Annotated in this window: 14 protein-coding genes; 4 read left to right on the top strand and 10 right to left on the bottom strand. The window is 55.4% G+C overall.

Features of this window, described 5'->3' with window-relative positions; genetic code table 11:
- Positions 1–5: 5 nt before the first annotated feature.
- From FYZ48_RS12770 to FYZ48_RS12760, 3 genes are all read right to left on the bottom strand, one after another.
- Entirely contained in the window at positions 6–908 is a 903-nt protein-coding gene (locus FYZ48_RS12770) for a hypothetical protein (RefSeq protein WP_149340935.1), read from the bottom strand.
- Positions 909–1,376: 468 nt separating this feature from the next.
- Positions 1,377–3,521 (bottom strand): diguanylate cyclase, encoded by a 2,145-nt coding sequence (locus FYZ48_RS12765; protein WP_149340933.1) that lies wholly within the window; start codon positions 3,519–3,521, stop codon positions 1,377–1,379.
- Positions 3,522–3,915: 394 nt separating this feature from the next.
- Complete coding sequence (locus tag FYZ48_RS12760; protein WP_149340931.1) at positions 3,916–4,701, bottom strand: IclR family transcriptional regulator; 786 nt, start codon at positions 4,699–4,701, stop codon at positions 3,916–3,918.
- A gap of 147 nt (positions 4,702–4,848) precedes the next feature.
- Between FYZ48_RS12760 and FYZ48_RS12755 the strand changes: the two genes are divergently transcribed.
- From FYZ48_RS12755 to FYZ48_RS12740, 4 genes are all read left to right on the top strand, one after another.
- A complete protein-coding gene (locus tag FYZ48_RS12755) occupies positions 4,849–7,908 on the top strand; it encodes a DUF1553 domain-containing protein (RefSeq protein WP_149340929.1) in 3,060 nt (1,019 codons plus the stop codon).
- Positions 7,909–7,915: 7 nt separating this feature from the next.
- Positions 7,916–9,394, top strand: a complete 1,479-nt coding sequence (locus FYZ48_RS12750) for a DUF1501 domain-containing protein (RefSeq protein ID WP_187782001.1) — start codon at positions 7,916–7,918, stop codon at positions 9,392–9,394.
- Between the two features lie 174 nt (positions 9,395–9,568).
- Positions 9,569–10,915, top strand: coding sequence for an NAD(P)/FAD-dependent oxidoreductase (locus FYZ48_RS12745; RefSeq protein ID WP_149340927.1), 1,347 nt, complete (start codon positions 9,569–9,571; stop codon positions 10,913–10,915).
- 92 nt (positions 10,916–11,007) lie between these two features.
- Positions 11,008–12,306, top strand: coding sequence for a hypothetical protein (locus tag FYZ48_RS12740; RefSeq protein ID WP_149340925.1), 1,299 nt, complete (start codon positions 11,008–11,010; stop codon positions 12,304–12,306).
- An 8-nt stretch (positions 12,307–12,314) separates the two neighbouring features.
- Here the strand turns inward: FYZ48_RS12740 and FYZ48_RS12735 are convergent, their stop codons facing one another.
- The 7 genes from FYZ48_RS12735 to proC all read right to left on the bottom strand — a co-directional run bounded on the left by FYZ48_RS12735 (position 12,315) and on the right by proC (position 22,373).
- On the bottom strand, positions 12,315–13,679 hold the full coding sequence (locus FYZ48_RS12735; RefSeq protein ID WP_149340923.1) for a DUF1501 domain-containing protein: 1,365 nt from the start codon (positions 13,677–13,679) through the stop codon (positions 12,315–12,317).
- A gap of 129 nt (positions 13,680–13,808) precedes the next feature.
- A complete protein-coding gene (locus FYZ48_RS12730) occupies positions 13,809–15,137 on the bottom strand; it encodes a metal ABC transporter permease (protein ID WP_149340921.1) in 1,329 nt (442 codons plus the stop codon).
- Positions 15,137–16,639 carry a metal ABC transporter permease gene (locus tag FYZ48_RS12725; protein WP_149340919.1) on the bottom strand — a complete coding sequence of 501 codons (1,503 nt, stop codon included), beginning with the start codon at positions 16,637–16,639 and terminating at the stop codon, positions 15,137–15,139. The genes FYZ48_RS12730 and FYZ48_RS12725 overlap by 1 nt, the downstream gene beginning before the upstream one ends.
- The gene (locus FYZ48_RS12720; protein WP_242022620.1) at positions 16,636–17,469 is read right to left on the bottom strand and encodes a metal ABC transporter ATP-binding protein; all 834 of its coding nucleotides are present in this window, start codon (positions 17,467–17,469) and stop codon (positions 16,636–16,638) included. Before FYZ48_RS12720 ends, FYZ48_RS12725 begins: the two co-directional genes overlap by 4 nt.
- Positions 17,470–17,507: 38 nt before the next feature.
- Positions 17,508–18,497, bottom strand: coding sequence for a metal ABC transporter solute-binding protein, Zn/Mn family (locus tag FYZ48_RS12715; protein ID WP_149340917.1), 990 nt, complete (start codon positions 18,495–18,497; stop codon positions 17,508–17,510).
- Between the two features lie 116 nt (positions 18,498–18,613).
- On the bottom strand, positions 18,614–21,391 hold the full coding sequence (locus FYZ48_RS12710; protein WP_149340915.1) for a prolyl oligopeptidase family serine peptidase: 2,778 nt from the start codon (positions 21,389–21,391) through the stop codon (positions 18,614–18,616).
- A gap of 157 nt (positions 21,392–21,548) precedes the next feature.
- On the bottom strand, positions 21,549–22,373 hold the full coding sequence (gene proC / locus FYZ48_RS12705; RefSeq protein WP_149340913.1) for a pyrroline-5-carboxylate reductase: 825 nt from the start codon (positions 22,371–22,373) through the stop codon (positions 21,549–21,551).
- Positions 22,374–22,594 lie beyond the last annotated feature (221 nt).

The raw sequence follows: 22,594 nt of genomic DNA, 5'->3' as shown, positions 1-22,594 counted from the left end.
CGGGTTTATCGGTAAGGGTAATCTTCAATGCTGGAATCAGAATATCGCTGCTGTCCATTCATCTGATTGATCGCACCTTGCGTGTCCAGTCGCGCCCCTGTTCCGGGCAATGGTGTATATGGGTAAGACTGTAATGAGTACGGGCTGGGGGGTGGATCATCATTGATGTAAGCGGGTAAGGCCGGTTCTTTGATCTGAGGACGAATCGGTTTCGCTTTCTGATCAGGCAGAGGCGTATGTTGAATCCCCGTCGATGGCCTCGGCGCCGGTTTCGCGGTCGGAGGTTGAATTCTGGGTTGTGGAACCAGCGGTCGCGGTTGTGCATTGGGGGTTCTTCTATCAGGCAGACTCTGTACCGGAGGCGGTTCTGGTAAGTGCCTCTGAGGTACTGTCTTTAATGGTGTTTGTGGCCCGGAGACCGGTGGAGGCGGCAGTGTTGTTTCAGACTCATGATGGCGGGGGGGGACCGCTGGTGCAGGGTGTGTTTCAAGTGGGGCCTGACTTGGCATGGACGGCTCTGGATAAGCTACATTTCCATCCCAGTGTTCCGCAGCTGGTTGCTCCCAACCGGCCAGTGAGTAAGGGGTCGCGATCCGATTATAGTCGTATCGTCCGTCAGCGCGCGCATGTTCCGAGCCCAGTTTGTATCCTGTGAACCATTCCTGAACTTCCATGTAGCCTTCCGGAGTCCGATAGTGGGCAGCCCAGTATTCCTCAGGTGGTACGGGGGGAACAACTCCCGATTCGCCCAGGGCAATGTCCATGTAGGCTTGCTGATATCCCTTTCGAAAGGACTTGGATGGCTTGTCCTGGCAATCGGCGGACATGGTCTTCAGCGATTCTTTGGCACACTTTTTGGCGGCGTGTTTCACAAAGAATTTATCGAGGTCGGTTTGGTACCCCTCCATAGACCAGTATGGTTTCGGAGAGCACTTGTCATGGTGGAAGAGAAAGCATTTCTTCACACGACTGGAGACCGTCGGGCACGAATCTGCTTCGCCACAGCTGTTATGGGCACAGCCTGTCACTCCCACCAGAGTGAATAACAGAAGCAGGGGAATACACCTGAGTCTACTTGAACTCATCAAGCGGGATTGAATCATGTTGTTTCGAAATCTGGAATCCACAATTAGACCACCGTGCGCAGACTGAGTGTTAAGCTTTACGGTTGATTTATCGGATGCCGATTCCAGCGGCGTGTACGGTTTTTCGGTTCTTGACGATTATCCGGGGGTGCAGGACAGATAAAATCGTTGGATATTCCAAGTTTGACGCAAAATGCGTAACCGGAAGAGGTGGGCTATTTTGCCTGGCTTGCGCCTGGGGCAGGAGAGCTGAGCGAAAACGGCAGAATCTGCCGATCAAGGCTGGCTTACTTATTCTGCGACGAAATAATCTTTCAGCAGTCGAAGGACACGAGCGGCCCGTTTCTGGAAGACTTCGGGCTGTTTGATCCAGCCCAGGGGAGTCATTCTGATCATGACTTCCACTCGGGGTGTGGCATTTCGTGAGCCAGAAGTAGATTTCCGGGTGGCGTTATCAAAGACCAGTTCCACCTCGATCGGGCGGCGGTCATCCGTTTTTCCCCAGAAGGGAAGTAGGCCGGCTTTGCCCAGACGCATGACGGCTCGATTCGGATTAACCTCGGTGAGGCGTGCCTCATTGTCATTGACGAAGCCTCCGAGCTTGTAAACTACAATATCGGAGGAGATGAGGGCGCTGAAGGAGCTCTCAAAGACCATTTTGCCTGCATTGGATTGGGCAGGAGCAACAACTTCAGGAGCTGCTCCCGACATCTGATCCTCACAGGTCAAAGAACAGACCCGATTACGTCCTGTTTCTTTCGCCTGGTAGAGGGCATTGTCGGCCCGATGGAACAGGCTTTCCAGAGAGTCACCAGACTCCAACTGTGCAACGCCAAAAGAGGCAGTGATGCGGTTGTTGTTGAGATTTTCCAGTTTCAGGTTATTCACTGCCAGTCGCAGGCGTTCTGCTTTTTGCCGTGCATGTTCCAGGTCGGTTTCCGGGCAGAGAATGACAAACTCTTCACCCCCGTAACGGCCCACCAGTTCTCCAGAATAGGTTTCATGCTGAAACAGTCGGGCCAGTTCAATGAGCACTTCATCGCCAACCGCGTGGCCATAGGTGTCGTTGATGTTTTTAAAGTGATCTGCGTCGATGAAGATAATGCTTAAAGGGGCTGTGTTCTGGTTCTGGCTGGCCTGGTTCAACATGATTGCCAGCTGAGTTTCCAGTTCTCCCCGGTTGGCAACAGACGTCAGTGCATCCTGACTGGCGGCCATTTTCAGCTGGTTAAATTCCTGGGGGCGCTTCAGGCTCCGTGACAGATCACGGAAGATCTCCGCTACGCCAACCAGGCGACCATCTTCCCCGAACATGGGAACAGATTGAACTTCAATCTGAATCAGTCGGCCGTCCGGTCGTTTCAGCATCAGTTCCGTGGTCATTGATTTACCACTGGCGATGACCCGGTTCATGGTGTGCTCGGATGAGGCGAGCATTGATCCATCCTGATTTGTCACCGGAACGCTGTGGTTGGTCCAGGCGTTGCCCAGCATGTCGCCGGACCGCAGGTTCGTCAGTTGTTCCAGACCCGGGCTGAATAACACAAACTGAAAATCCGAGTTGACGATATAAAAGCCATCGTAGAGGCTTTCGATCTGAAACAGGTAGGAAAAAATATTACTGATCAGATTCGCTTCCGCGATCTCCTGCTCAGTCAATGGCTTCGGCTGAAAGTTTCGGTTAACCTCCTGAATGGCTTCGTGGAAGGTTTCCCGTTCGGTCTGTTCCCAGCGGGACAGGGCACAGATGATGTTGCCATCGAACTGAGTACCAGCGGCCCCCATCAGGATCGACATGATCTCTTCGTGTTTCTTCCCGGTCCGATAGACCTGATCAGTGGCCAGTGAATCATAGGCGTCAGCGATCGCCAGGATGCGTGCCCCCTGATGAACGTCACTGCCGATACATTGATATCCATTGGTCGCCCCGCTGAAGTGAAAGCGGGTTTGCGAGAGAATCGTCAACACTTCATGGTCGGTGCGACAGGCCTGTAGCACATCGAGACCAATGTGGTGATAATGCGACATCAGTTCGATTTCATCTGATGTCAGCTTACCCGGCTTGAAAATGATGTGGTCGGGGACACCGATTTTCCCAATATCGTGCAGCAGGGCGGCTACTTCCAGGCGTTTCAGGTGGATACCTTCCCAACCCAGATTGTTGGCAATTCCTTTGGCCAGGAAAGCGACGCGTCGACAATGACCGAGTGTGACAGCATCACGCGCCTGCAACGCAGTCAACAGTTTGCGCAGGTGTTTACGGCAGATGACCTGATCGACATCGTCCGTATGTTGTGTATTGAGTGCCAGTTCATCGGATTCGGCCGAGAATGCAACCAGTTCCCTCAGGATCTGTGAAGAGCCCATATGATAGCTGCCATGCACAGACTGCTGCTGTGGCACGGTTTGATTGTTGGCTATCAGGGAACTATTCATCGGAAAACCTTGACGAGATTACAACCCGAGACAGGTACTGCCCGAACTGGTCTGGCGTAAATTTGAATTTCAATGCTCTCTAAACAGACATTTGCTTGATGCATTTCATGGTCACCCGCATTGAGCACTGGAGTAACTTGCATTCCGGGGAAACCGATTTAGACGGTTTGGTCTGTTTTCAGGGCATAACGGTCATCGCGATGATAGAGATACATCTGAATGACTACCTAAAGCTAGGTCGCGTTACGAAGATGTCAAATTGCAACACACTTCTGTAAGGATGGATCGCTGGCAAGTGTTAGAGATCGTCTGTGTAGAACGCCTGGCGGGAATGGAGTGGTTCTGCTGGTCGAAACGACTGTGCCGCCTTTGCAGGGGAAGACCGCAGGTGACATCAGGTACTGAAGGCGATCGTGACCTGAGCTGCCCGCGACTGGACAATATTCCCCAGCGATTCATATTCGTCCTGCGGTATGCGTTCTGCGGGACCGGTGATTGTGAATGCAGCTATAGCAATGCCGTTACGGTCCAGGATGGGAGCAGCCACACAGCGAATCCCGGAGAGTCCTTCTTCGTGATCCAGGGCATAGCCCCGTTTGCGAATCAGGTCCAGTTCGTTCAGGAAGGCCCGTTTCGAGGTGATGGTGTGCGGGGTGAAACGTTTAAAGCGGATGCGGTTCACCAGATCTTCGCGTTCATTTTCCGGAAGAAAAGCAGCGATAGCTTTGCCTGGAGCACAACTGTAACAGGGAGCCCGGGCACCGATCTCGGCGGAATATTTAAACGGATGCCTTGCCAGCAGCTGTTCCAGAATCACAATTTCCGTATCGATCAGACAGCAGAGCTGAGTCGTTTCGCCAGTCAGGTCGCGCAATTCCCGCATGGGGCCAATGGCGCATTCAGACAGCGGCCGATCCTGAACACTGGGGGGAATCAGCTGCAGGAAGCGATTGGTCAGATAGTATTTTTTGGAAGCGACGTCGCGGGAAAGGTATCCCATTTCTTCCAGCGCTTTCCCAATCCGCAGCAGCGATGCCTGGGGAACAGAGAGTTCCTCGCTGAGTTCGCTGAGCGTGCAGCCGTGAGAATGCTTCGCCAGATATTCGAGCAGGGCGATGCCCCGTTGCAGGCTGGGGGAGGCGGCAGCCGCCGATTTCTGATTTGTATCGGGAGCGGGCATTGTTGTTGACTTCATATATGAAATAGGTTTCAATAGTGAAATATCTTAAAGGGGCGAGATTAAGGTGTCAAGCACATTGGGATCGGTTTAAGATTGAAGTTATCGAATCAACACTCCTTTCGAACGGCAGCAGAAAGCAGCTCTAATATGCACGCAGGCGAGAAAGTATGGGTGACGCTGGCATTGTTCCTCGGGTTGGCTTTACCGGGACTCAGCAGGGCAGACGATCTCTTCGAAACACCTGAGCGTATGCAGGCGGACTTCGACCGTGTGATCGCTCCGTTGATTGCTGGTCACTGCCTGGACTGTCATGCGGGACTGGATCCCAAAGCGGGACTGAATCTTTCCCGCCGCGATTTAACTTTCCAGGGAGGCGAAACGGGAGCTGCGGTAAAGGCAGGTAAGCCGGATGAGAGTCTGCTCTGGCAATACATCGAGTCGGATGCGATGCCCCCCGAACATCCCCTGTCTGCGGAAGAGAAGCAGTTGTTCCGGCGCTGGATCGCAGCGGGCGCGCCGTGGGGCACTGACCCCATAGATGCCTTCAGTAAGACAACGGAAAAGCGAGCCGGTTACGACTGGTGGTCGCTGCAGGCTCTGCAAAAACCAAAAGTACCTGTCACGACGGGTGAGCACGAACACTGGGGAAAAAGTCCCATCGATGCCTTCGTCTTGCGGCGGCTGAAAGAGCATGGCCTGCAGCCGCGTGCTGAAGCGGATCGTCGTAATTTGATCCGCCGACTGTATTATTCCGTAATTGGTCTGCCTCCGGAACCGGAAGAGGTGGAAGCGTTTGTTGAGGATAACTCAGATGATGCTTACGAGAAGCTCATTGATCGCCTGCTGGCATCGCCACATTACGGCGAGCACTGGGCGCGACACTGGCTGGACGTGGTTCGATTTGGTGAAAGTAACGGGTTTGAACGGGATCAGTCACGTGAGAATGCCTGGCATTATCGGAACTGGGTGATTCAGGCCCTGAATAAGGATCTGCCCTACGATCAGTTCGTCAGGCTGCAGTTAGCCGGCGATCTGCTCAAGCCCGACAACCCCGGAGCGGTCAAAGCGACCGGTTTCCTGGTGGCGGGCCCCCATGATGTCGTGATTCCACAAAGCACATTGATGCGGGCAACGATGAAACAGGACGAACTGGAAGATATCGTTGGCGTGACGGCGCAGACATTCCTCGGGTTGACCGTGAACTGCGCCCGCTGTCACGATCATAAATTCGACCCCATCGGTCAGCAGGAGTATTACCAGTTCGCCGCAGCGCTGTCAGGCGTCGTCCATGGAGAGCGGAATCTGCCCGATCCAGCCTATAATCGAGCTCAACAAGCTCTCGCTCAGAAAGAGAAGGCACTAAGAGAAATCCAGGGACAGCTCTTCCAACTGGAGACGGTTGCCCGAAAACGTGTGCTGGCGAAACGCCATGAAGAGCGGGACACAACGGAAGCATCGCTGGTATCCTCTCCTGTCGCTGCCTGGGATTTTCGCAAAGGGACAGACGATCTGGTGGGAGGTCTCTCGGGGACGTTGCACGGTTCTGCAAAGCAGACGCCTGAGGGACTGGTGCTCGACGGTAACCGTTCCTTTTTGAAAACAGAGCCCCTGCCTGAAGTTCTGGGGGCAAAGACTCTGGAAGCCTGGGTGAAACTTTCCGATCTGCAGCAGCGTGGTGGAGGAGTCCTGAGCGTACAGACAACAGACGGTAATATTTTCGATGCGATTGTGTTTGGCGAGCAGCAGCCGGGACACTGGCTGGCAGGGAGCGATCATTTTAATCGCACAAAGTCATTCCAGGGCCCCGAAGAGAAGACCGCTTCAGAAAAAGAGGTGCAGGTTGCGCTGGTGTATGCCACGGATGGGACCATTACCGCTTATCGAAATGGAGCCGTTTACGGGAGCAGTTATCGCTCCAAAGGTTTGCAGACATTTCCCGCAGGAAAAACAGAAGTCCTCTTCGGTTTACGCCATGGTTCTCCGGGCGGTAATCGACTGCTCAAAGGAGTGATCACTCAGGCACGCCTGTATGATCGGGCGTTAACTCAGGAAGAAATTCAGGCTTCTGCCCGCTGGGGAGGTGTCTTCTTTTCTCGAGAAGAACTACAGGCGACTCTGGATGAACCACAACGTCAACAATGGCAGGAATTGCGTCGACAGCGTTCCGGTCTGCAGGCAGAAATTAAAGAGCTGCAGGCTGTGCAGCCAACAAAGGTCTATGCCGCCTTGTCCCGCGATCCGGGAGTCTCACACTTGCTCAGGCGAGGAAGTGTGGCGGCACCAGCGGGTGTCGTCCAACCGGGGGGACTGCAGGCGATTAAGGGGTTGGATGGTAATTTGAAACTGGCCGCCGACAGTTCTGATCAGGAACGCCGCCTGAAATTTGCCAACTGGGTGACCGATGCCCGCAATCCGCTGTTTGCACGAGTAATTGTGAATCGGATCTGGCATTATCATTTCGGTCAGGGGCTGGTAAATACACCGAATGATTTCGGCTTTAATGGCGGACGCTGCAGCCATCCCGAACTACTCGACTGGCTGGCGATTCAGTTAAAAGAAAATGACTGGAGCCTGAAATCGGTGCAGCGTGAGATACTGCTCTCGGCAACGTTTCGTCAGTCCTCAGAGGTTGATTCGCAGGCAATGCAGGTAGATGCCGACAACCGCTGGTTATGGCGAAAGAGTCCTCAACGGATTGAAGCGGAATCAATTCGCGATTCGATCCTGAAAGTCGCGGGCAAATTGAACCCCGAAGTCGGGGGCCGTGGTTACCAGGACGTCAAATCGTATTTCTTCAAGGGGACCCAGTTCTATGAACCACTGGATCCCGTGGGTGAAGAATTTAATCGCAGGTCGATCTATCGATTTTCTGCACGCGGGGGACGGCATCCGCTGCTGGAAACGTTCGACTGTCCCGATCCTTCTACGACCACTCCCGACCGGGCATCGACAACCACGCCCCTGCAGGCACTGGCATTGATGAATGATTCCTTTGTGTTACGCATGTCGGATCAGCTGGCCGCGCGGGTTAAGCAGCGCTCCGGTGACGACACCGGGCAGCAGGTGATTGAACTCTTTGAGTTGGTTTACCAGCGGCCGCCACGACCGGAAGAAGCAGCGGTGTCACGTGAGTTTGTTTCTCAACATGGTCTGTCCGCCTTATGTCGGGTGCTGCTGAACAGTAACGAATTTTTATATGTGAATTGAAACTGCCATGTCATTTTCAGAACCACAGCAGAAGAATTTGAATCCACTTCCGGAAAACGAATCTTTGTCCCGACGTGATTTCTTTTCCTGGGCCGGGACCGGACTGGCGGGGACGGCACTGATGGATCTGTTACTTCGTCAGCAGTCCGTGCGCGGCGCAACACCGAAGCAAGCTACGGTTCCGGCACCACATTTTTCGCCGCGAGTGAAACGGGTGGTCCATATCTGTCTGATCGGTGGCTTGAGTCACCTGGATTCGTTTGACTATAAACCTTCGCTCAAAAAGCTGCATGGCAAGGAAATGCCGACCGACAAGAAGCCCGAGACGTTTTTCGGCAAAGTGGGCCTGTTGCGGAAGAACGATTTTGAGTTTCAACAGCGGGGCGAAAGCGGTCTCTGGATCTCCGAGTTGTTCCCGCACATTGCGGCACAGGCGGATGAATTAACGTTGATCCGCTCGATGAAAGCAGATTCCGCCAATCATACGCCCGCCACTTTTCAGGAGAACACCGGGTTTCGACTCAACGGTTTTCCGGTGCTGGGGGCCTGGTTGTCTTATGGACTTGGTTGCGAGACGGATGAACTGCCTTCTTATGTCGTGCTGCCGGATGTCCGCGGCTATCCCGCTGCGGGAACAATTAACTGGTCCAACGGATTCCTCCCGGCTCAGCACCAGGGGGTTCCATTTCAGAGCGAAGGCCCCGCCATTCGAGACCTGTTTCCTGAACGGCAGATTTCTGAGCAGACCGAACTCGCCAGTCGACAATTATTAAACCGGTTCAACCAGGCACACCTCGAACGGTCTGGTGCCAACAGTGATCTGGAAGCCCGGATCCGCAGCCACGTTCTGGCTGCAAAAATGCAACTGGCCGTCCCCCGGGTGACTGATCTTTCTGGGGAGACTGCCGCGACCCGGGGGATGTACGGATTTGACCGCGAGGAAACCGCTCCCTTCGCCCGCAACTGTCTGCTGGCCCGGCGCCTGCTGGAACAGGGGGTGCGTTTCGTGCAGCTCTTTTCGGGAGGCCCCTTCGGCTCGCCCCGTATTAACTGGGACGGGCATGAGGATGTGAAGCGGAATCATCTGCGGGAAGCGACACGCATCGATCAGCCTGTAGCGGGGCTATTGAAGGATTTACGTCAACGGGGGATGCTGGAAGACACGCTGGTGCTGTTCTCGACCGAATTTGGCCGGACGCCTTTCACGCAGTCGGCTTCAGATACGGTGGGCACAGGCCGCGATCATAATATGAATGGTTTCTCGGTCTGGATGGCAGGCGGTGGTCTCAAACACGGGCTCAGCTATGGAGCCACTGATGAATTCGGCTGGAAATCGGTCGAGAAAGTTGTTCCCTGGCACGATTATCATGCCACCGTGCTGCATCTGCTGGGAATCGATCACACCCGGCTGACCTGGTATCACAATGGGATCGAACGCCGGCTGACCAATGTGCATGGCGAAGTGCTTCATGAAATTCTGGCCTGATTTTCATCTGTTTTTATCGATTCTCTTGTGAACCGGCTGATTTTTTCAGGAACTTATTTTGTGTGCATGGACGGATCGACTAGAATAGCTATAGTGTGTTTTCGTGATCGGCATCGAGGAGGGCGCTTACTTCTGTCTGATTGACATTAACGTCCTGTCTGAATAATTACTGAGATGAATACTATACAAAACCCCGGCAGCAAGACAGACTCTAAAAGGGTCCTGATTATCGGTGGTGGTTTTGCCGGCTTGAATGCCGCGTTAGAACTGGGAGGCGTTCCCGGCGTCGAAGTGACCCTGGTTGACCGCCATAATTACCATCTGTTTCAACCATTGCTTTACCAGGTCGCCATGGCGGGCCTGAGTCCTGCAGATATCGCGACGCCCATTCGCAGCCTGCTGTCCCGCTATAAGAATACCAGCGTGTTGTTGGGAGAAGCCCAGTCCATCGATCTGCCTGGCAGGAAAGTCCAGTTTGATTTTGGCGAACTGGAATACGATTACCTGGTTCTGGCCTGCGGTGCGACACACAGTTATTTCGGTCACAATGAGTGGGAAGTTTACGCGCCAGGCTTAAAGAACATCTCGCAGGCCACAGAGATTCGCAAGCGGGTACTGTCGGCCTTTGAGCATGCAGAACGGATTACCGACCCCGATGAGCAGAAGAAATATCTGACCTATGTGATCGTGGGTGGCGGACCGACGGGGGTGGAACTGGCGGGTGCGATTGGCGAGATGAGCCGATTTACACTCTCCAAGGACTTCCGCCGCATCAATCCGAGTCATACTCGTGTGATCCTGGTCGAAGCGGGTCCACGAATTTTGCCGATGTTTTCTGAAGAGCAGGCGAATCGGGCGGCCCGCGACCTGGAGAACCTGGGGGTTCAGCTCTGGACTTCGTCCGTGGTGACTAACATCAACGAAGATGGCGTCGAACTGGGGAGTGAACGGATCCGGGCTGCGACAGTGCTCTGGGCGGCAGGTGTGGAAGCTTCCGAGTTGGGGCAGTCTGAGGGGATGCAGACCGATAACCGGGGCCGCGTGATGGTCGAACCGGACCTGAGTCTGACAAATTATCCCAACGTGTTTGTTGCTGGCGACCAGGCCTGTTATACACACCAGACAGGAAAGCCCTTGCCGGGTACCGCACCGGTGGCGTTGCAGCAGGGGCGGTGTATTGGAAAAAATATCCGCGCTGAAGTTCAAGGTAAGCCCCGCACTGAGTTTCGTTTCCGGGACAAGGGGCAGATGGCGACCATCGGTCGCAGTCGGGCCATAGTCGAGATGGGGAAGTTCAAATTAGCCGGTTTCTTCGCCTGGGTTGTCTGGCTGGTTGTGCACATTTTCTACCTGACTGGTTTCAAAAACCGGGTGTTGGTGGTCATGCAGTGGGCCTGGTCCTACCTCAGTTTTCGTAGAGGCGCCCGACTGATTGTCGGCAAGGAATGGGATCCGGAACCGGTGCAGGAGCCGCAGCTCGAACACGAAAACGAGGAAGTTCCTGTTTCGTCCGAGCACTAAACTGGTCCTGAAAAGGCCAAAACACTCGTTTTTCGTGGCACGGCGATTTATGCTGAAGGGGATGCTTCATTCCTGATTCAGTCGAGGACGCCATGCCATATCAGATTGCTCCCTTCCGCTTTGATGTCACTGTGCCGATCGGGCACTCGTTATGCGGGGGCTGGATTCCTGCTGCATCACGCATTGATTCACCGCTGGAAGCGTTGGGGTTTGTGTTGTTGACCGAGCCACAGCCTGTGGTTGTCTGCACGCTGGACTGGACGGGACTCTGTAACGATGCCCATCTGCAGTTGCGGCAGGCACTGGCGAAGGCCGCTGGTACCTCCGCGGATCGCGTGGCTGTGCAGTGCGTGCATCAACACGATGCCCCGTTTGCCTGCCTGGAGACGGACCGGATTGTGCGGGGGCAAGGTGATCTGCCGCCCAACATGGATCCGCAGTTTTTTCAGACCTGTCTCCAACGGGCGGAGTCTGCGGTACGGGAGAGCCTGAAATCACCGCGTCGTCTGACGCATGTCGCTTCAGCCCAGGCAGAGGTAGAACAGGTGGCTTCCAACAGGCGGGTGTTAAACGACCAGGGAAAGATCCTGAAGAATCGAAGTGTGGCGGCCAGTAGCGATGATATTCGCGATCTGCCGGCCGGCGTGATCGATCCCTGGTTGAAGGCGGTTGCCTTTTATAATGGCAAAGAGAAAGTTGCCGCCTGCTATTACTACGCCGTGCATCCCATCAGTTACTGTTGCACCGAGGGGCATGTAAACAGCGAGTTTGTGGGACAGGCACGAAAACTGAAGGCCGAGCATGATGCTCCCGATTGTCTGCACGTTTATTTCACTGGTTGTGCGGGCAATATCAATGCGGGCAAGTATAACAACAGCGATCACCACGAAAATCGACCGGTACTGGCACAACGAATCTTTGCGGCGATGGAGCGGGCGTCCGAACAACTCCGTCCCGAACCGATCAAGCGGCTACAGTGGACGACTGCTGATTTCCTGCCCCCGGTCAACCGGGCGTTTTCCATCGCTGAGCTGGAAAAACAGATTAATGATCACAGTCGGCGGGTGGTGCATCGGAACCGGCCTGCATTCACGCTGGCCTGGTTGCGACGGCATGCGGCGCAGAAGCCGATTACGTTGAGCGGACTACACGTCAATCAGATTTCCATGCTGCACCTGCCGGCCGAGCCGTTCATTGAATATCAGCTGCGGACCCAGATGCTCTACCCCGATCGATTTATGGCGGTGGCCGGCTACGGGGACGGCGGACCCTGGTATCTGCCTACTGCGGAAGCTTACTTCCAGGGGGGCTATGAAGTCAGCGTGGCTTTCAGTGGCCCGGAAGTGGATCAGCATCTGATGCGGGGTATTAAAGATTTGATGCCGGGTTAGCCGGAAGCTCAGATCAGGCCGGCAATCGGTTTGCCGTGCGGCAGGATGGGAATTGGTCTTCCCTGATGATCGACGAGGGAGCGCGAGTAATCGATGCCCAGGTGACGGTAGATCGTGGCCAGCATATCCTGTGGCGTGTGAGGATTGTGAGTTGGGTACTCGGCTTTGGAGTTGGTGGCACCAACGACCTGTCCCATTTTCAGATTGCCTCCTGAGAAGAGGGCCGTGTATGCCTGGGGCCAGTGGTTGCGTCCCGTCCCCGAGCTGTTGGAAGAGAGTCGGGGAGTACGACCGAATTCACCGACGGCGACAACCATGATTTTCTTATCCAGGCTGCGTTCGTGGATGTCCTCGATGAGCGTGGCCAGAGCCTGATCCATGTACGGGAGACGGGTCTGCATGTATTTCGCAAAGTGGCCGGGGCGTCCCGCGTTGAGAATGTGATCGTCCCAGTTCGTGAATTCCTGCCCGGTCTTCGGGGTGTTGAAGAACAGTGAGACGACACCACAGCCGGCTTCCGCCAGGCGACGGGCGAGCAGGCAGCCCTGACCCCACATGTTGCGTCCGTAGCGATCGCGCAGGCTGTCTGGTTCGCGGTCGATGTCGAACGAGCGGGCGGCATCGGGGCTGGTCAACATCTGGAAGGCGAGGTCGCGGAACTTGTCATTGCCGTGCAGGTCTCCGGTGAGATCGAGGTCGCTGCGCAGTTGATCGAACTGTTTGAGCAGCTGGCGGCGTTCGAGCAGATGCTTCCCATCCATGCCGGCTTGCAGTTTCAGGGAAGGGGGACGGTAACTGTTTGACGAAGGCTCGGTCGATTCAAAAGGTCCGTGCTGTAGACCGAGGTAAGTGGGCTGGACCATATAGAACTTCGAGGGAATCGAGACATAGGGGGGCGTTCCCGCAGCGGAGAGGCCCCGGACAACGCTGGTGACGGAACCGAAGTCAGGGTGTTCGCTTTTTGATTGTGAAGTGGGATCCAATTTGGAAGGACGTTTGCCGGTGAGGACAATGATCCCGCCATCGCTGTGGATGCCGACGTCGTGGTGCAGGGAACGGACGAGCGAGAATTTATCCGCGATTTTGGCCTGTCGTGGAAAGAGTTCGCAGAGATCCATTCCCGGGACATTCGTGGAGATCGGATTAAAGAGGGAGCGGTAATCCGAGGGGGCGTCGGGTTTGAGGTCGTAGGTTTCCAGTTGCGAGGGACCGCCGTGGAGGAAGAGCAGAATGACGGATGTTTCCGGTCGGGTTGGGGCGGCTTCACTGCGGAGAGACAGGAGTTGCGGGAGTGATAATCCCCCCAGGCAGAGTGAGCCGATGCGCATGAATTCGCGTCGGTTCACCGGTCCACTGCAGTATTTGCCCGTCATTTGATTTCATCCCGTTCTGGAGCACCCGACGACGCACTCGGGCGGAACTTTGAAATATCAACGAACGATTATATGTGTGCGGTTTGGAAAATGCCAGAGGAACCTGATGTGGAGCGACCTGAATCTGGATCAGGGGGCGTGTTCTTCGGGCGGGATCGGACGGCCGTGGGGATCCTGGTCGGTATCGAGGGTGTCGGCGTTGAGGCGGTCGCGGAGCTCCCGGTCGGTAAAATGTTCCAGCTGTTCGGCCTGGCGATGAATCGTTTCCGTCGACATGCCAGCGTGTTCGACGAGGTAGTGTTCCCAGAGTCGATGCGAGCGGACCAGCTGCCGGGCCCGGTCGCGGCCGGTGTCGGTCAGGGTGTAGGTTCCGTTGGCGTGTACGAGCTGGCTGTGTCGGACGAGGTAGTCAAGTGTCAGTCTGGTGGGCAGCGGTCGTGAGAAGAGGATGTCTCGCAGGTAAAAGGCGTCCGGTCTGAGTTCCGGTTCCCGTTCTTCGATGCGGTACATCAGGGCGACGATATCATCTGCGAGGATCTGCCAGGCCAGAAACTGGCGTCTCAGGAAGACGATTACTACGCCGTGGCGGGGGCCGAACAGGGCGGCGATGATAAACAGCAGACCAGCGGCGACCGCCATCATGCCGGCTGTCGAAGTGCTCTGGAATCCAAACCAGTAGGGGACGGTAATCGCACTGATGTGCCCGATGATGGCTGCCAACATAGCCAGCAGAACGCTGAGGATCAGCATGACTCCGAGTCGATCAGTGAGCATATAGGCGGCGGCGGGGGGGACAACGAACATGGCGACGACCAGAATATTGCCGACTGCTTCAAAGCTGGCGACCGCGGTGACCGCGACCAGGGTCATCAGCGCATAATGAATGAACGTCGCATTGAAGCCGGTGGTGGTCGCCAGAGCCGGGTCGAAAGAACTGAGCTTCAGTTCTTTTAGGAATAGAATCACGAACAGCAGATTGATGAGCAGTACGATTGAGAGCACAACGACCACGCGGGGGATTTCCCAGCTGGCGACCAGCACGGTGTCGGCGGGGGTCAGTTCGATTGCTCCATAAAGGACGCAACCCGGGTCGAGATCCACACGGTCGGCGGCCTGGACGATCATGACCAGTCCCAGGGCAAACAGGGAGGTGAAGACGACGCCCATCGAGGCGCCTTCATCCACTTTTCCGAAGCCACGAATCCATTCGGTGAAGAGTGCGGTCAGGATACCGGCAATCACGGCGCCGAGAAACATGGGCAGGCTACTGCGGGAGTCACTGATTAAAAACGCAGCGGCCAGTCCCGGCAGGATCGCGTGCGTGATGGCATCGCCGAGCATGCTCATTTTACGAAGCACGAGAAAGTTGCCCAGCAGGGCAGTCGCGGCAGCGCACAGCATACCCGCGACGATGATCCAGCCATCCAGAGCCCAGCTCCACTGTGCGAGTCCGCCCATCAGGTGGTCCTCCTGACAGTGGGGGTACTCAGTGATTGAGGCAGATCAATGTCATGCGGACTCTGCAGAATTCCTTCCGTTGACTGGCGGACCAGCAGGGATTCCAGTTCAGCGATCACTTCCGGTTCGAGAACGTGCTCAATCGCATCGGCATCCTGGTCGACTTTACTGGAAGCGACGTCTGCGTAAGTAATCAGGTAGAGTTCCCAGAGGCGATGCTCGTGAACGACACGGGCGGCTTCTTTCAATCCGGAGAGTGTCAGCTGCACGCGATTGTCTGAGAGTAATGTCACCAGACGTTCGTCCTGGGCACTGCGAATGATTTTCTTGAGGGCAGGCAGGGACCAGCTCCGCATCTGCTCCAGGGCAGAGAGTGAGACCGGTGGTGCGCTGTCCGTCACGCCGATCGGGAGTTGCTGATGTGCTTCGAGGTATTCGTAGAGGCCGCGCAACAGGTGCTGGCGATTGACTTTGGTATTCAGTTCATAGCGGCGGTACTTACGAACCAGGATTCCACGGGGAACGCCAAAAATCATGCTGAAGAGGAACATGGCGGTCGCGACGAGAACGATCATTGCACCGGAGGGGAGATTGGGAAAAATCGCACTCATGCCAGAACCAATCATCCCACTCAAAGCTCCCAGCACCACCGCGACCACTGTCAGCCAGAACATTTTTTCGGTCCAGAAACGTGCGGCGGCAGGGGGAATCACGAGCAGAGAGATCATGAGGATCAGACCCACTGCCTGCAGACCGATGATGGTCACGATCACAACCAGTCCCATGAGGAGTGTATCGAGCAATACCACCGGAAAGCCTCGAGAATCGGCGAAGCCTTCATCGAAACACAGCAGTGTCAGTTCCTTATACAGCAGTAAAGCCACAAGTACACAAGTCAGACCCGCACCGCCGATCAGCCAGGCATCGCTGGCGATCATGGAAGCAGTTTTTCCATAGATGAATGATTCGAGGCCGGCGGCGTGCCCGGTCTGCATCTGCTGTACGATATTGAGCAGTGCGATTCCTGCACCGAAGAAGACGCTGAGTACGATGCCGAGGGCTGCATCTTCCTTGAGTCGGGTCAGATTGCGAATCATCAGGATACCAGCAATTCCCAAGAGACCACTGATGGCTGCCCCCGTTAACAGCAGAGGCAGCGACTTACCATTCAGACCCAGGGTGCTGCCGATAATGAAGGCGATCGCGATGCCGGGGAGTGTGGCGTGACTGAGGGCGTCACCCATCAGGGCGCGTTTACGAAGCAGGGCGAAGCTGCCGATCATGCCAGCGGACATTCCCAGGAGCGTCGTACCCAGGATGACAACCCGGGTGTTATAGTCCTGCATGAAGAAGACGCGTCGCCAGTCTTCCCAGGCGGGCCATTCAATACTGCGATCGGTGATGGACCGCTGTGTCTGAATGGACTTGCCTTCGGCAGCCAGGAGAACCTGACCGGGACTCACGAGCAGCAGCAGGATCAGCATCCGCGCGCTGAGGTTCATAGTGACTGCTCCCTGCGGCGCATCGTTTCGGTGGCTTCTTCCAGCAGGGTGAGTCGACCTCCGTAAGTTTTTTGCAGGTTCTCCGGAGTGAAGACCTGCTCGGTCGGACCGTGATCGATGACACGCATGTTGAGCAGAATGACGTAGTCAAAGTACTCAGGGACGGTCTGCAGGTCGTGATGAATCACGAGGGCCGTTTTGCCAGCCTGTTTCATTTCCTGCAGGATTTTCACAATGGCTTTTTCTGTGGCGGCATCGACGGCGGCGAACGGTTCGTCCATCAAATACAGATCGGCATCCTGGACCAGGGCACGGGCGAGGAAGGTCCGCTGTTGCTGCCCGCCTGAGAGTTGGCTGATCTGACGCCGGGCATAATCGGCGATCCCCACGCGTTCGAGGGCATCCAGAGCGCGTTCGCGGTGTTTCTTACGGACAGGCAGGCACCAGCCGATCTCGCGGTAGAGTCCCATGGTGACAACATCGAGGGCATCGACGGGAAAATCCCAGTCAACGCTTTCCCGCTGAGGGACGTAACCGACGCGGTGCCGATTTTTCTGATAGGGTTTCCCAAAGATGTTGACGCGGCCCGAGGCTTTGGGAATCAATTCCATGATGGTTTTGATGAGCGTACTTTTGCCTGCTCCATTCGGACCAATGATTCCGACCAGTTTCCCTGGCGGAATATCGAAGCCGACATCCCAGATCACAGGTTTACGGTGATAAGCGACCGTCAGGTCATACACGGAGAGGGGGATCTCAGCAGGTGACAAATCGGTCTGCGTGATCGGACTCTGGTTTTCGGTCGAATTCGTCGAACTGGATTGATTCATGTTGGCTCTGGAGAAAAGTAGAGACTGAGCTTTGTTTCTCAGGGGGTAAGTTTGTCCTGCATACCTTTTTCCGGGGCAGTACCTCCCAGCGCCCGGGCCACGGTGGTGATGTTGTGGTCGAGCATACCGAGATACGTTCCTTCGTATGTTCCCGGTTCTCCCATGGCATCTGAGAACAGTTCTCCTCCGATTTCGATCTGATGCCCTTGCGCGCGGGCTCCTTCAATTAGAGCGGTAATATTCTTTTTTGAGACACTGCTTTCTACGAAGACCGCTTTGATCTTTTTCTTTACCAGCAGATCAACGAGCTCGTTAATCCGTTTCAGGCCGGCTTCTGATTCGGTGGAGATGCCTTGTACGCCTTGAACGTCGAGTCCATAAGCTCGGCCGAAATAATTGAAAGCATCGTGAGAGGTGATCAATGTGCGGCTATCTTCCGGGATCGATTTCAATGTTTCCAGGCCGTACTTGTGCAGTTGCTCCAGTTTCTGTTTATAGGTAGCAGCATTCTTCTCATAGACATCCCCGTGTTGCGGGTCGTATTGGGAGAGGGCGTCTTTAACGGCGTCCACACATTGAGACCAGGCGGAGACGTCCATCCAGACATGGGGGTCATAGTGACCGTTAAAATCATCCGGTTCCAGAAGCGTTTTTTCGTTGATCAGTTCGGTCACCGCATAGACCGGTTTATTACGTGAGACCTTAATCAGGGTGTCGGTCATTTTGCCTTCGAGCATCAGACCGGAATAGAAGACAACATCTGCGTTCATGATCGCCACCACATCATCGCGACTCGCTTTATGCATGTGGGGGTCGACGCCGGTACCCATGATCTGTTTCACGTCGACATATTCCTGTCCCACATTTTTGACAAGATCGGCGACCATTCCCACGGTCGCTGCGACAGGGATCGGGTACTGGATATTGGCTCCGGATTCCCCATTTTTAGCCCGGGGCGTCGAATTATCCTGCGACTGACAGCCGACCAGACCGATCAGTGCCAGGGCGAAAGCGAAGAGCTTTCTCATGATAAGGTATTCTCCGGTAAGGGTTTAGTACGTGTGGAGAGCTTAAATGTAGCCAAGGCTACATTTTTGTGATTTTATAGCAGGTACCCCGGGAATGTCAACTCCACGGAAATGCATTACTTCTGTGGCTTGAGGTGCTGATCAAAGAAGCCGATGACCGCAGGCCGGAGGTCGCGCTGTTTGGGTTGGAGGTGAAAGCTGTGTGGAGCGCCTTCGATAATGATGAGCTCAGCGGAGATACCACCTTTTTTCAGTGAAGCCTGCAGGAGCTCTGACTGTTCTACCGGGACCAGCGCATCGCGGGTTCCGTGCAGGATCAGGAAGGGAGGATCATCGTCTGAAATATGTGATACGGCAGAGGCCTGTTTGCTGAGTGACTTTTCTTCTTCCGAGAAGGAGCTCAGCAGGTCACGAGATTTTGCCAGGGCGACCAGGTCATGTACGCCGTACATGGGGACCACTGCCTGGATGCGGGATGAAAAGCCTGCATAGGGCGCTTCAGGTTCGAGCTGTGGATCGTCGCCGGTCACAGCCAGCATCGCGACCAGGTGTCCGCCGGCGGAACCACCGATCGCTCCGATGTGGTCGGCGTCGATCTGGTACTTATCGGCATGCTTTCGCAGGAAGCGGACGGCAGTTTTACAGTCCTGCAGGTGGCCGGGCCAGACCTGCTTGAGATTATCGGTAAAGCGAGAATGTCTTTTTGCCAACTGGTAGTTGATGCTGGCACAGACGTAGCCAGCTTTAGCCAGATTGGTGCCGATGTTGATTTCGCGGCGGGCGCCTTTGTCACCGCCATGCCAGCCTCCACCATGAATAATTACGACGGCGGGGTACGGGCCTTTCCGCAAGCGGGCATCGGGAAGGTAGAGGTCGAGTTTTTCCTCGCGGCCTGCGCCCAGGTACTCCACGTCTTTTTGAATTTCTACCTGGGAAAGTTCACGTTTGACCCGTTCGGAGGGGGAAAGGAACGTGACCCGGTCCCGGCCTGCAAGCTCGGTGAGTTCTTTAATGTCGAACGCTTTGAGCAGACCGAAGCAGAAGAGTTCAGGCGCCTGGCTGACAGCTTTATCCTGTTCGAGGACTTCCTTGAGGGAACCGTAGGAGTCCTGCAGGCTGACACCTGTGATGGCTGCGGGCTCGATCGCAGCGGCGACGAGTGTGAACAGGCTGCTGCGGGGGCCGACGGCCTGGATCTGAACGGTGGACTGTTTCTGATCGGCTTTCAACCAGCGGGCGATGGCTGCGAGCTGACCGGCCTGAATGCCCAGAGGGCGTTCTCCTACGGCAGCGACGAGCAGACCATACAGGAAGTCACGCTGACTGATTTTCGATTCGCCGAAGTAGAAGGGATCGACGGCGAGCACGTTCTGTCCTTGTGCCAGCAACGTTTCAACTGTTGCTGCCAGACTCTGACGGCCTGCATCTGCGACGACGATTGTGGTGGATTTCGCAGAGCCACGTGAAAATTCCACGGCTGGGACGGTCCAGTCCTGATCGACTTTCAGTTTCCAGAAAGTGACTTTCGTGTCGCCTGCTGACTTGTGGTCGACCTTAGTGCCGATGACTTTTGACTCTGGAGCGGAGATGAGTTTTTTGAGTGCTGCCCGTTGTTTTTCAGGTGTGGTCTTTTTCGCGAGGCGAGGCAGATCCTGACTAAGTTTGAGGGCCAGAGTGTGGAAGTCAGCATTGTCAGCAGGGAGTTCGACCTGCAGTTCCTCTGCTGTTTTCAGTTCTTCGTCACAGGGGATTTCTTCGACTGGCAGCGGTTTGCCTGGTTCGGAGAAGTGTGCTGAGAGCATGCGATAGAGGGCTTCGCGATTGTCTTTTAGGAAGTTGTGCGTGCCGGGATCGTCGTTGATGTGCTTCTGCAGATTTTCTTCTTTGTCGTAGAGCTTGAAGATTGGGAAGGCAGCCTTGAGCAGTGGGGGCTGGGCGTATCCCGATTCGAAGCAACAGTTGTCTTTCGAGTTGTTGGTCAGCAAGGTCGGACGGGGAGCCCGCATCGCGGTCAGGTGCGTGTAGTCGGCGTAGAGCGCCAGGTCGTTGGGTGTCTGTTCGGAATCACCCAGGTCTTTGGTGTGATAGTCGCGTGTCAGGAAGCTGGAGTAACCCGCTACCGGATTGGAGAGGGTGACCCGTTCGTCGAGGGCGCTGATGAAGATCGTCTGCCAGCCACCACCAGAGAGGCCTGCGACTGCGACGCGCTGGGGGTCAGCGTTAGGATGCGTGAGTAGAACATCAAGCCCTTTTTTCATGGCGAGATAAAAGGGAGCAAGCCCGCTGGTGCCACACAGGTCGAGCTGATTCATTTTGTAGTGTGTGAAGCCGGGAGAGTTGAGCTGACCCATGCCGAGCCATTCGACGTTAAGAGCCAGCATGCCCCGCTTGGCCTGATTGATACAGCGGACCTGTTTATAGTCGGCGGCTTTTCCATCATTGCGGTCGTGCCCGTTGACGTTCATCACGACGGGAACTTTGCCCGTCAGATCATTGGGAATGTAAAGCAGGGCGGGGACCCAGAGTCCGGGGACGGCTTCGAAGCGAAGTTTCCGGATTTTGTATTCGGGACCGCCGGGGATGGTCTCGCCCCAGACGACGTTCAGTTTCGTGTCGCGCCATTTGGCGGCTTCACCACGATAAACGACTTTGTCCAGAACCTCTTTGCGAATGCGGTCATTGACCTTTTCCCATTCGGCGACAGTGCTGACTTCAGGCATGCCGGGGACTTTGGGAGCGATGAATGCCTGGACCTCTTTCCAAGGCTGATCTTTTTCCAGGATCGGTTGTTTCAGCCAGTTCTGCAGGTCGGGTTCAGCGGCTGGCAGTAGCGAAAAACTGAGTGAAAGCAGGCTGCAGAAGACGAGTAGGGTGCGGACTGAGTGGTGCCTCATGGCTGGAACTCCCGATGAATTCTGGTGGGATCTGATAAATCAATATTGATTCATTCTGCGAAAAACGGGCAGGGAACACAAGTTCGTTAGGAAAATTAAAGAAGCGGCACGCGCAGCACGAACCCCGGTTGCTGGCCAGATATCAGCAAGGTTCTGGTCAGGATTTTTTGCCTAATTCGATGGAACGGAGTGTGGCCGCAGCGACGGCGTTCATGAGGCTACTACGCAGGCCTCCCGATTCAAGGGCGTGGATGCCGGCGATCGTGGTACCACCCGGACTGGTGACCGCGTCTTTTAGGGTACCGGGATGTTCGCCGGTTTCGAGCACCATCTCCGCGGCGCCTTTCACCGTCTGTGCAGCGAGCTGAGTAGCGACGTGGCGGGGGAGTCCCATCCGCACGGCGCCATCGCTGAGGGCTTCAATGATCTGATAAATGTAAGCGGGACCGGAACCCGACAGTCCGGTGACGGCGTCAAGTTGTGACTCGGGGACTTCGACGGCGATGCCGACGGTGGAGAGCAGGGAGTCGACCAGACTGGCATCGGCTTCTGTCGCTTTGCCTCCCCGGGCGAATGCAGAGGCCCCCTGTTTGACCAGACAGGGCGTGTTCGGCATGACGCGGATCACGCGAATGGAATCCCCGAGAGTCTCGAGGAAGAGCGAGAGTGGAGAACCAGCGGCGATGGAGACCAGCAGCTGTTTCCCGGTAATTGTGCCTTTCAGTTCCTGCAGAATGTCGGGGAGCTGCTGCGGTTTGACAGCGAGGATCACGATGTCGGACTGTTCAGCGACGGTGAGATTGGCCTCAAGTGTGGTTGCGCCGGTTTCGTGGGCAAATTTTTCCCGGGCTGACTCGTAAGTGTCGCTGGCACAGACGTTTTCTGCAGAGGTAAAACCGGAGGAAATCAGGCCTCCTGCCAGGGCGGTCGCCATGCGTCCTGCACCAATAAAACCGACTTTCATTTGTCTACTGTCTGACATTCTGGGGGGCTTTCTGCTGTCTGTAGCTGTCAATTCGACTGTAATTTGAGGCTATTTCGTGCTGTCCTCAAATTTTCCTTCGGATAGTCCCTGATAGAGAGGACGTAAACTGCTAGAATACTACTATCTGCGTCTACGATATCAATGTAAGCGTAAGTAACTTTGAATTGTAACACCAACGATCGGAATGTGCATCAGTGCCCGTTTCAGACGTGTTGATC

The organism is Gimesia chilikensis (assembly GCF_008329715.1).
Classification (GTDB): Bacteria; Planctomycetota; Planctomycetia; order Planctomycetales; family Planctomycetaceae; genus Gimesia; species Gimesia chilikensis.
Note: the sequence above shows the minus strand (reverse complement) of the source record. Positions and strands in the feature narration are given on the sequence as shown.

Excerpts from the sequence above, each read along its gene's own strand:
- FYZ48_RS12765 (WP_149340933.1), bottom strand. The coding sequence starts at position 3,521 with ATGAATAGTTCCCTGATAGCCAACAATCAAACCGTGCCACAGCAGCAG.
- FYZ48_RS12720 (WP_242022620.1), bottom strand. The coding sequence starts at position 17,469 with ATGAATCAATCCAGTTCGACGAATTCGACCGAAAACCAGAGTCCGATC.
- FYZ48_RS12750 (WP_187782001.1), top strand. The coding sequence starts at position 7,916 with ATGTCATTTTCAGAACCACAGCAGAAGAATTTGAATCCACTTCCGGAA.
- FYZ48_RS12735 (WP_149340923.1), bottom strand. The coding sequence starts at position 13,679 with ATGACGGGCAAATACTGCAGTGGACCGGTGAACCGACGCGAATTCATG.
- FYZ48_RS12725 (WP_149340919.1), bottom strand. The coding sequence starts at position 16,639 with ATGAACCTCAGCGCGCGGATGCTGATCCTGCTGCTGCTCGTGAGTCCC.
- FYZ48_RS12770 (WP_149340935.1), bottom strand. The coding sequence starts at position 908 with ATGGAGGGGTACCAAACCGACCTCGATAAATTCTTTGTGAAACACGCC.
- FYZ48_RS12715 (WP_149340917.1), bottom strand. The coding sequence starts at position 18,497 with ATGAGAAAGCTCTTCGCTTTCGCCCTGGCACTGATCGGTCTGGTCGGC.
- FYZ48_RS12745 (WP_149340927.1), top strand. The coding sequence starts at position 9,569 with ATGAATACTATACAAAACCCCGGCAGCAAGACAGACTCTAAAAGGGTC.
- proC (WP_149340913.1), bottom strand. The coding sequence starts at position 22,373 with ATGTCAGACAGTAGACAAATGAAAGTCGGTTTTATTGGTGCAGGACGC.
- FYZ48_RS12730 (WP_149340921.1), bottom strand. The coding sequence starts at position 15,137 with ATGGGCGGACTCGCACAGTGGAGCTGGGCTCTGGATGGCTGGATCATC.
- FYZ48_RS12760 (WP_149340931.1), bottom strand. The coding sequence starts at position 4,701 with ATGCCCGCTCCCGATACAAATCAGAAATCGGCGGCTGCCGCCTCCCCC.
- FYZ48_RS12740 (WP_149340925.1), top strand. The coding sequence starts at position 11,008 with ATGCCATATCAGATTGCTCCCTTCCGCTTTGATGTCACTGTGCCGATC.
- FYZ48_RS12755 (WP_149340929.1), top strand. The coding sequence starts at position 4,849 with ATGCACGCAGGCGAGAAAGTATGGGTGACGCTGGCATTGTTCCTCGGG.
- FYZ48_RS12710 (WP_149340915.1), bottom strand. The coding sequence starts at position 21,391 with ATGAGGCACCACTCAGTCCGCACCCTACTCGTCTTCTGCAGCCTGCTT.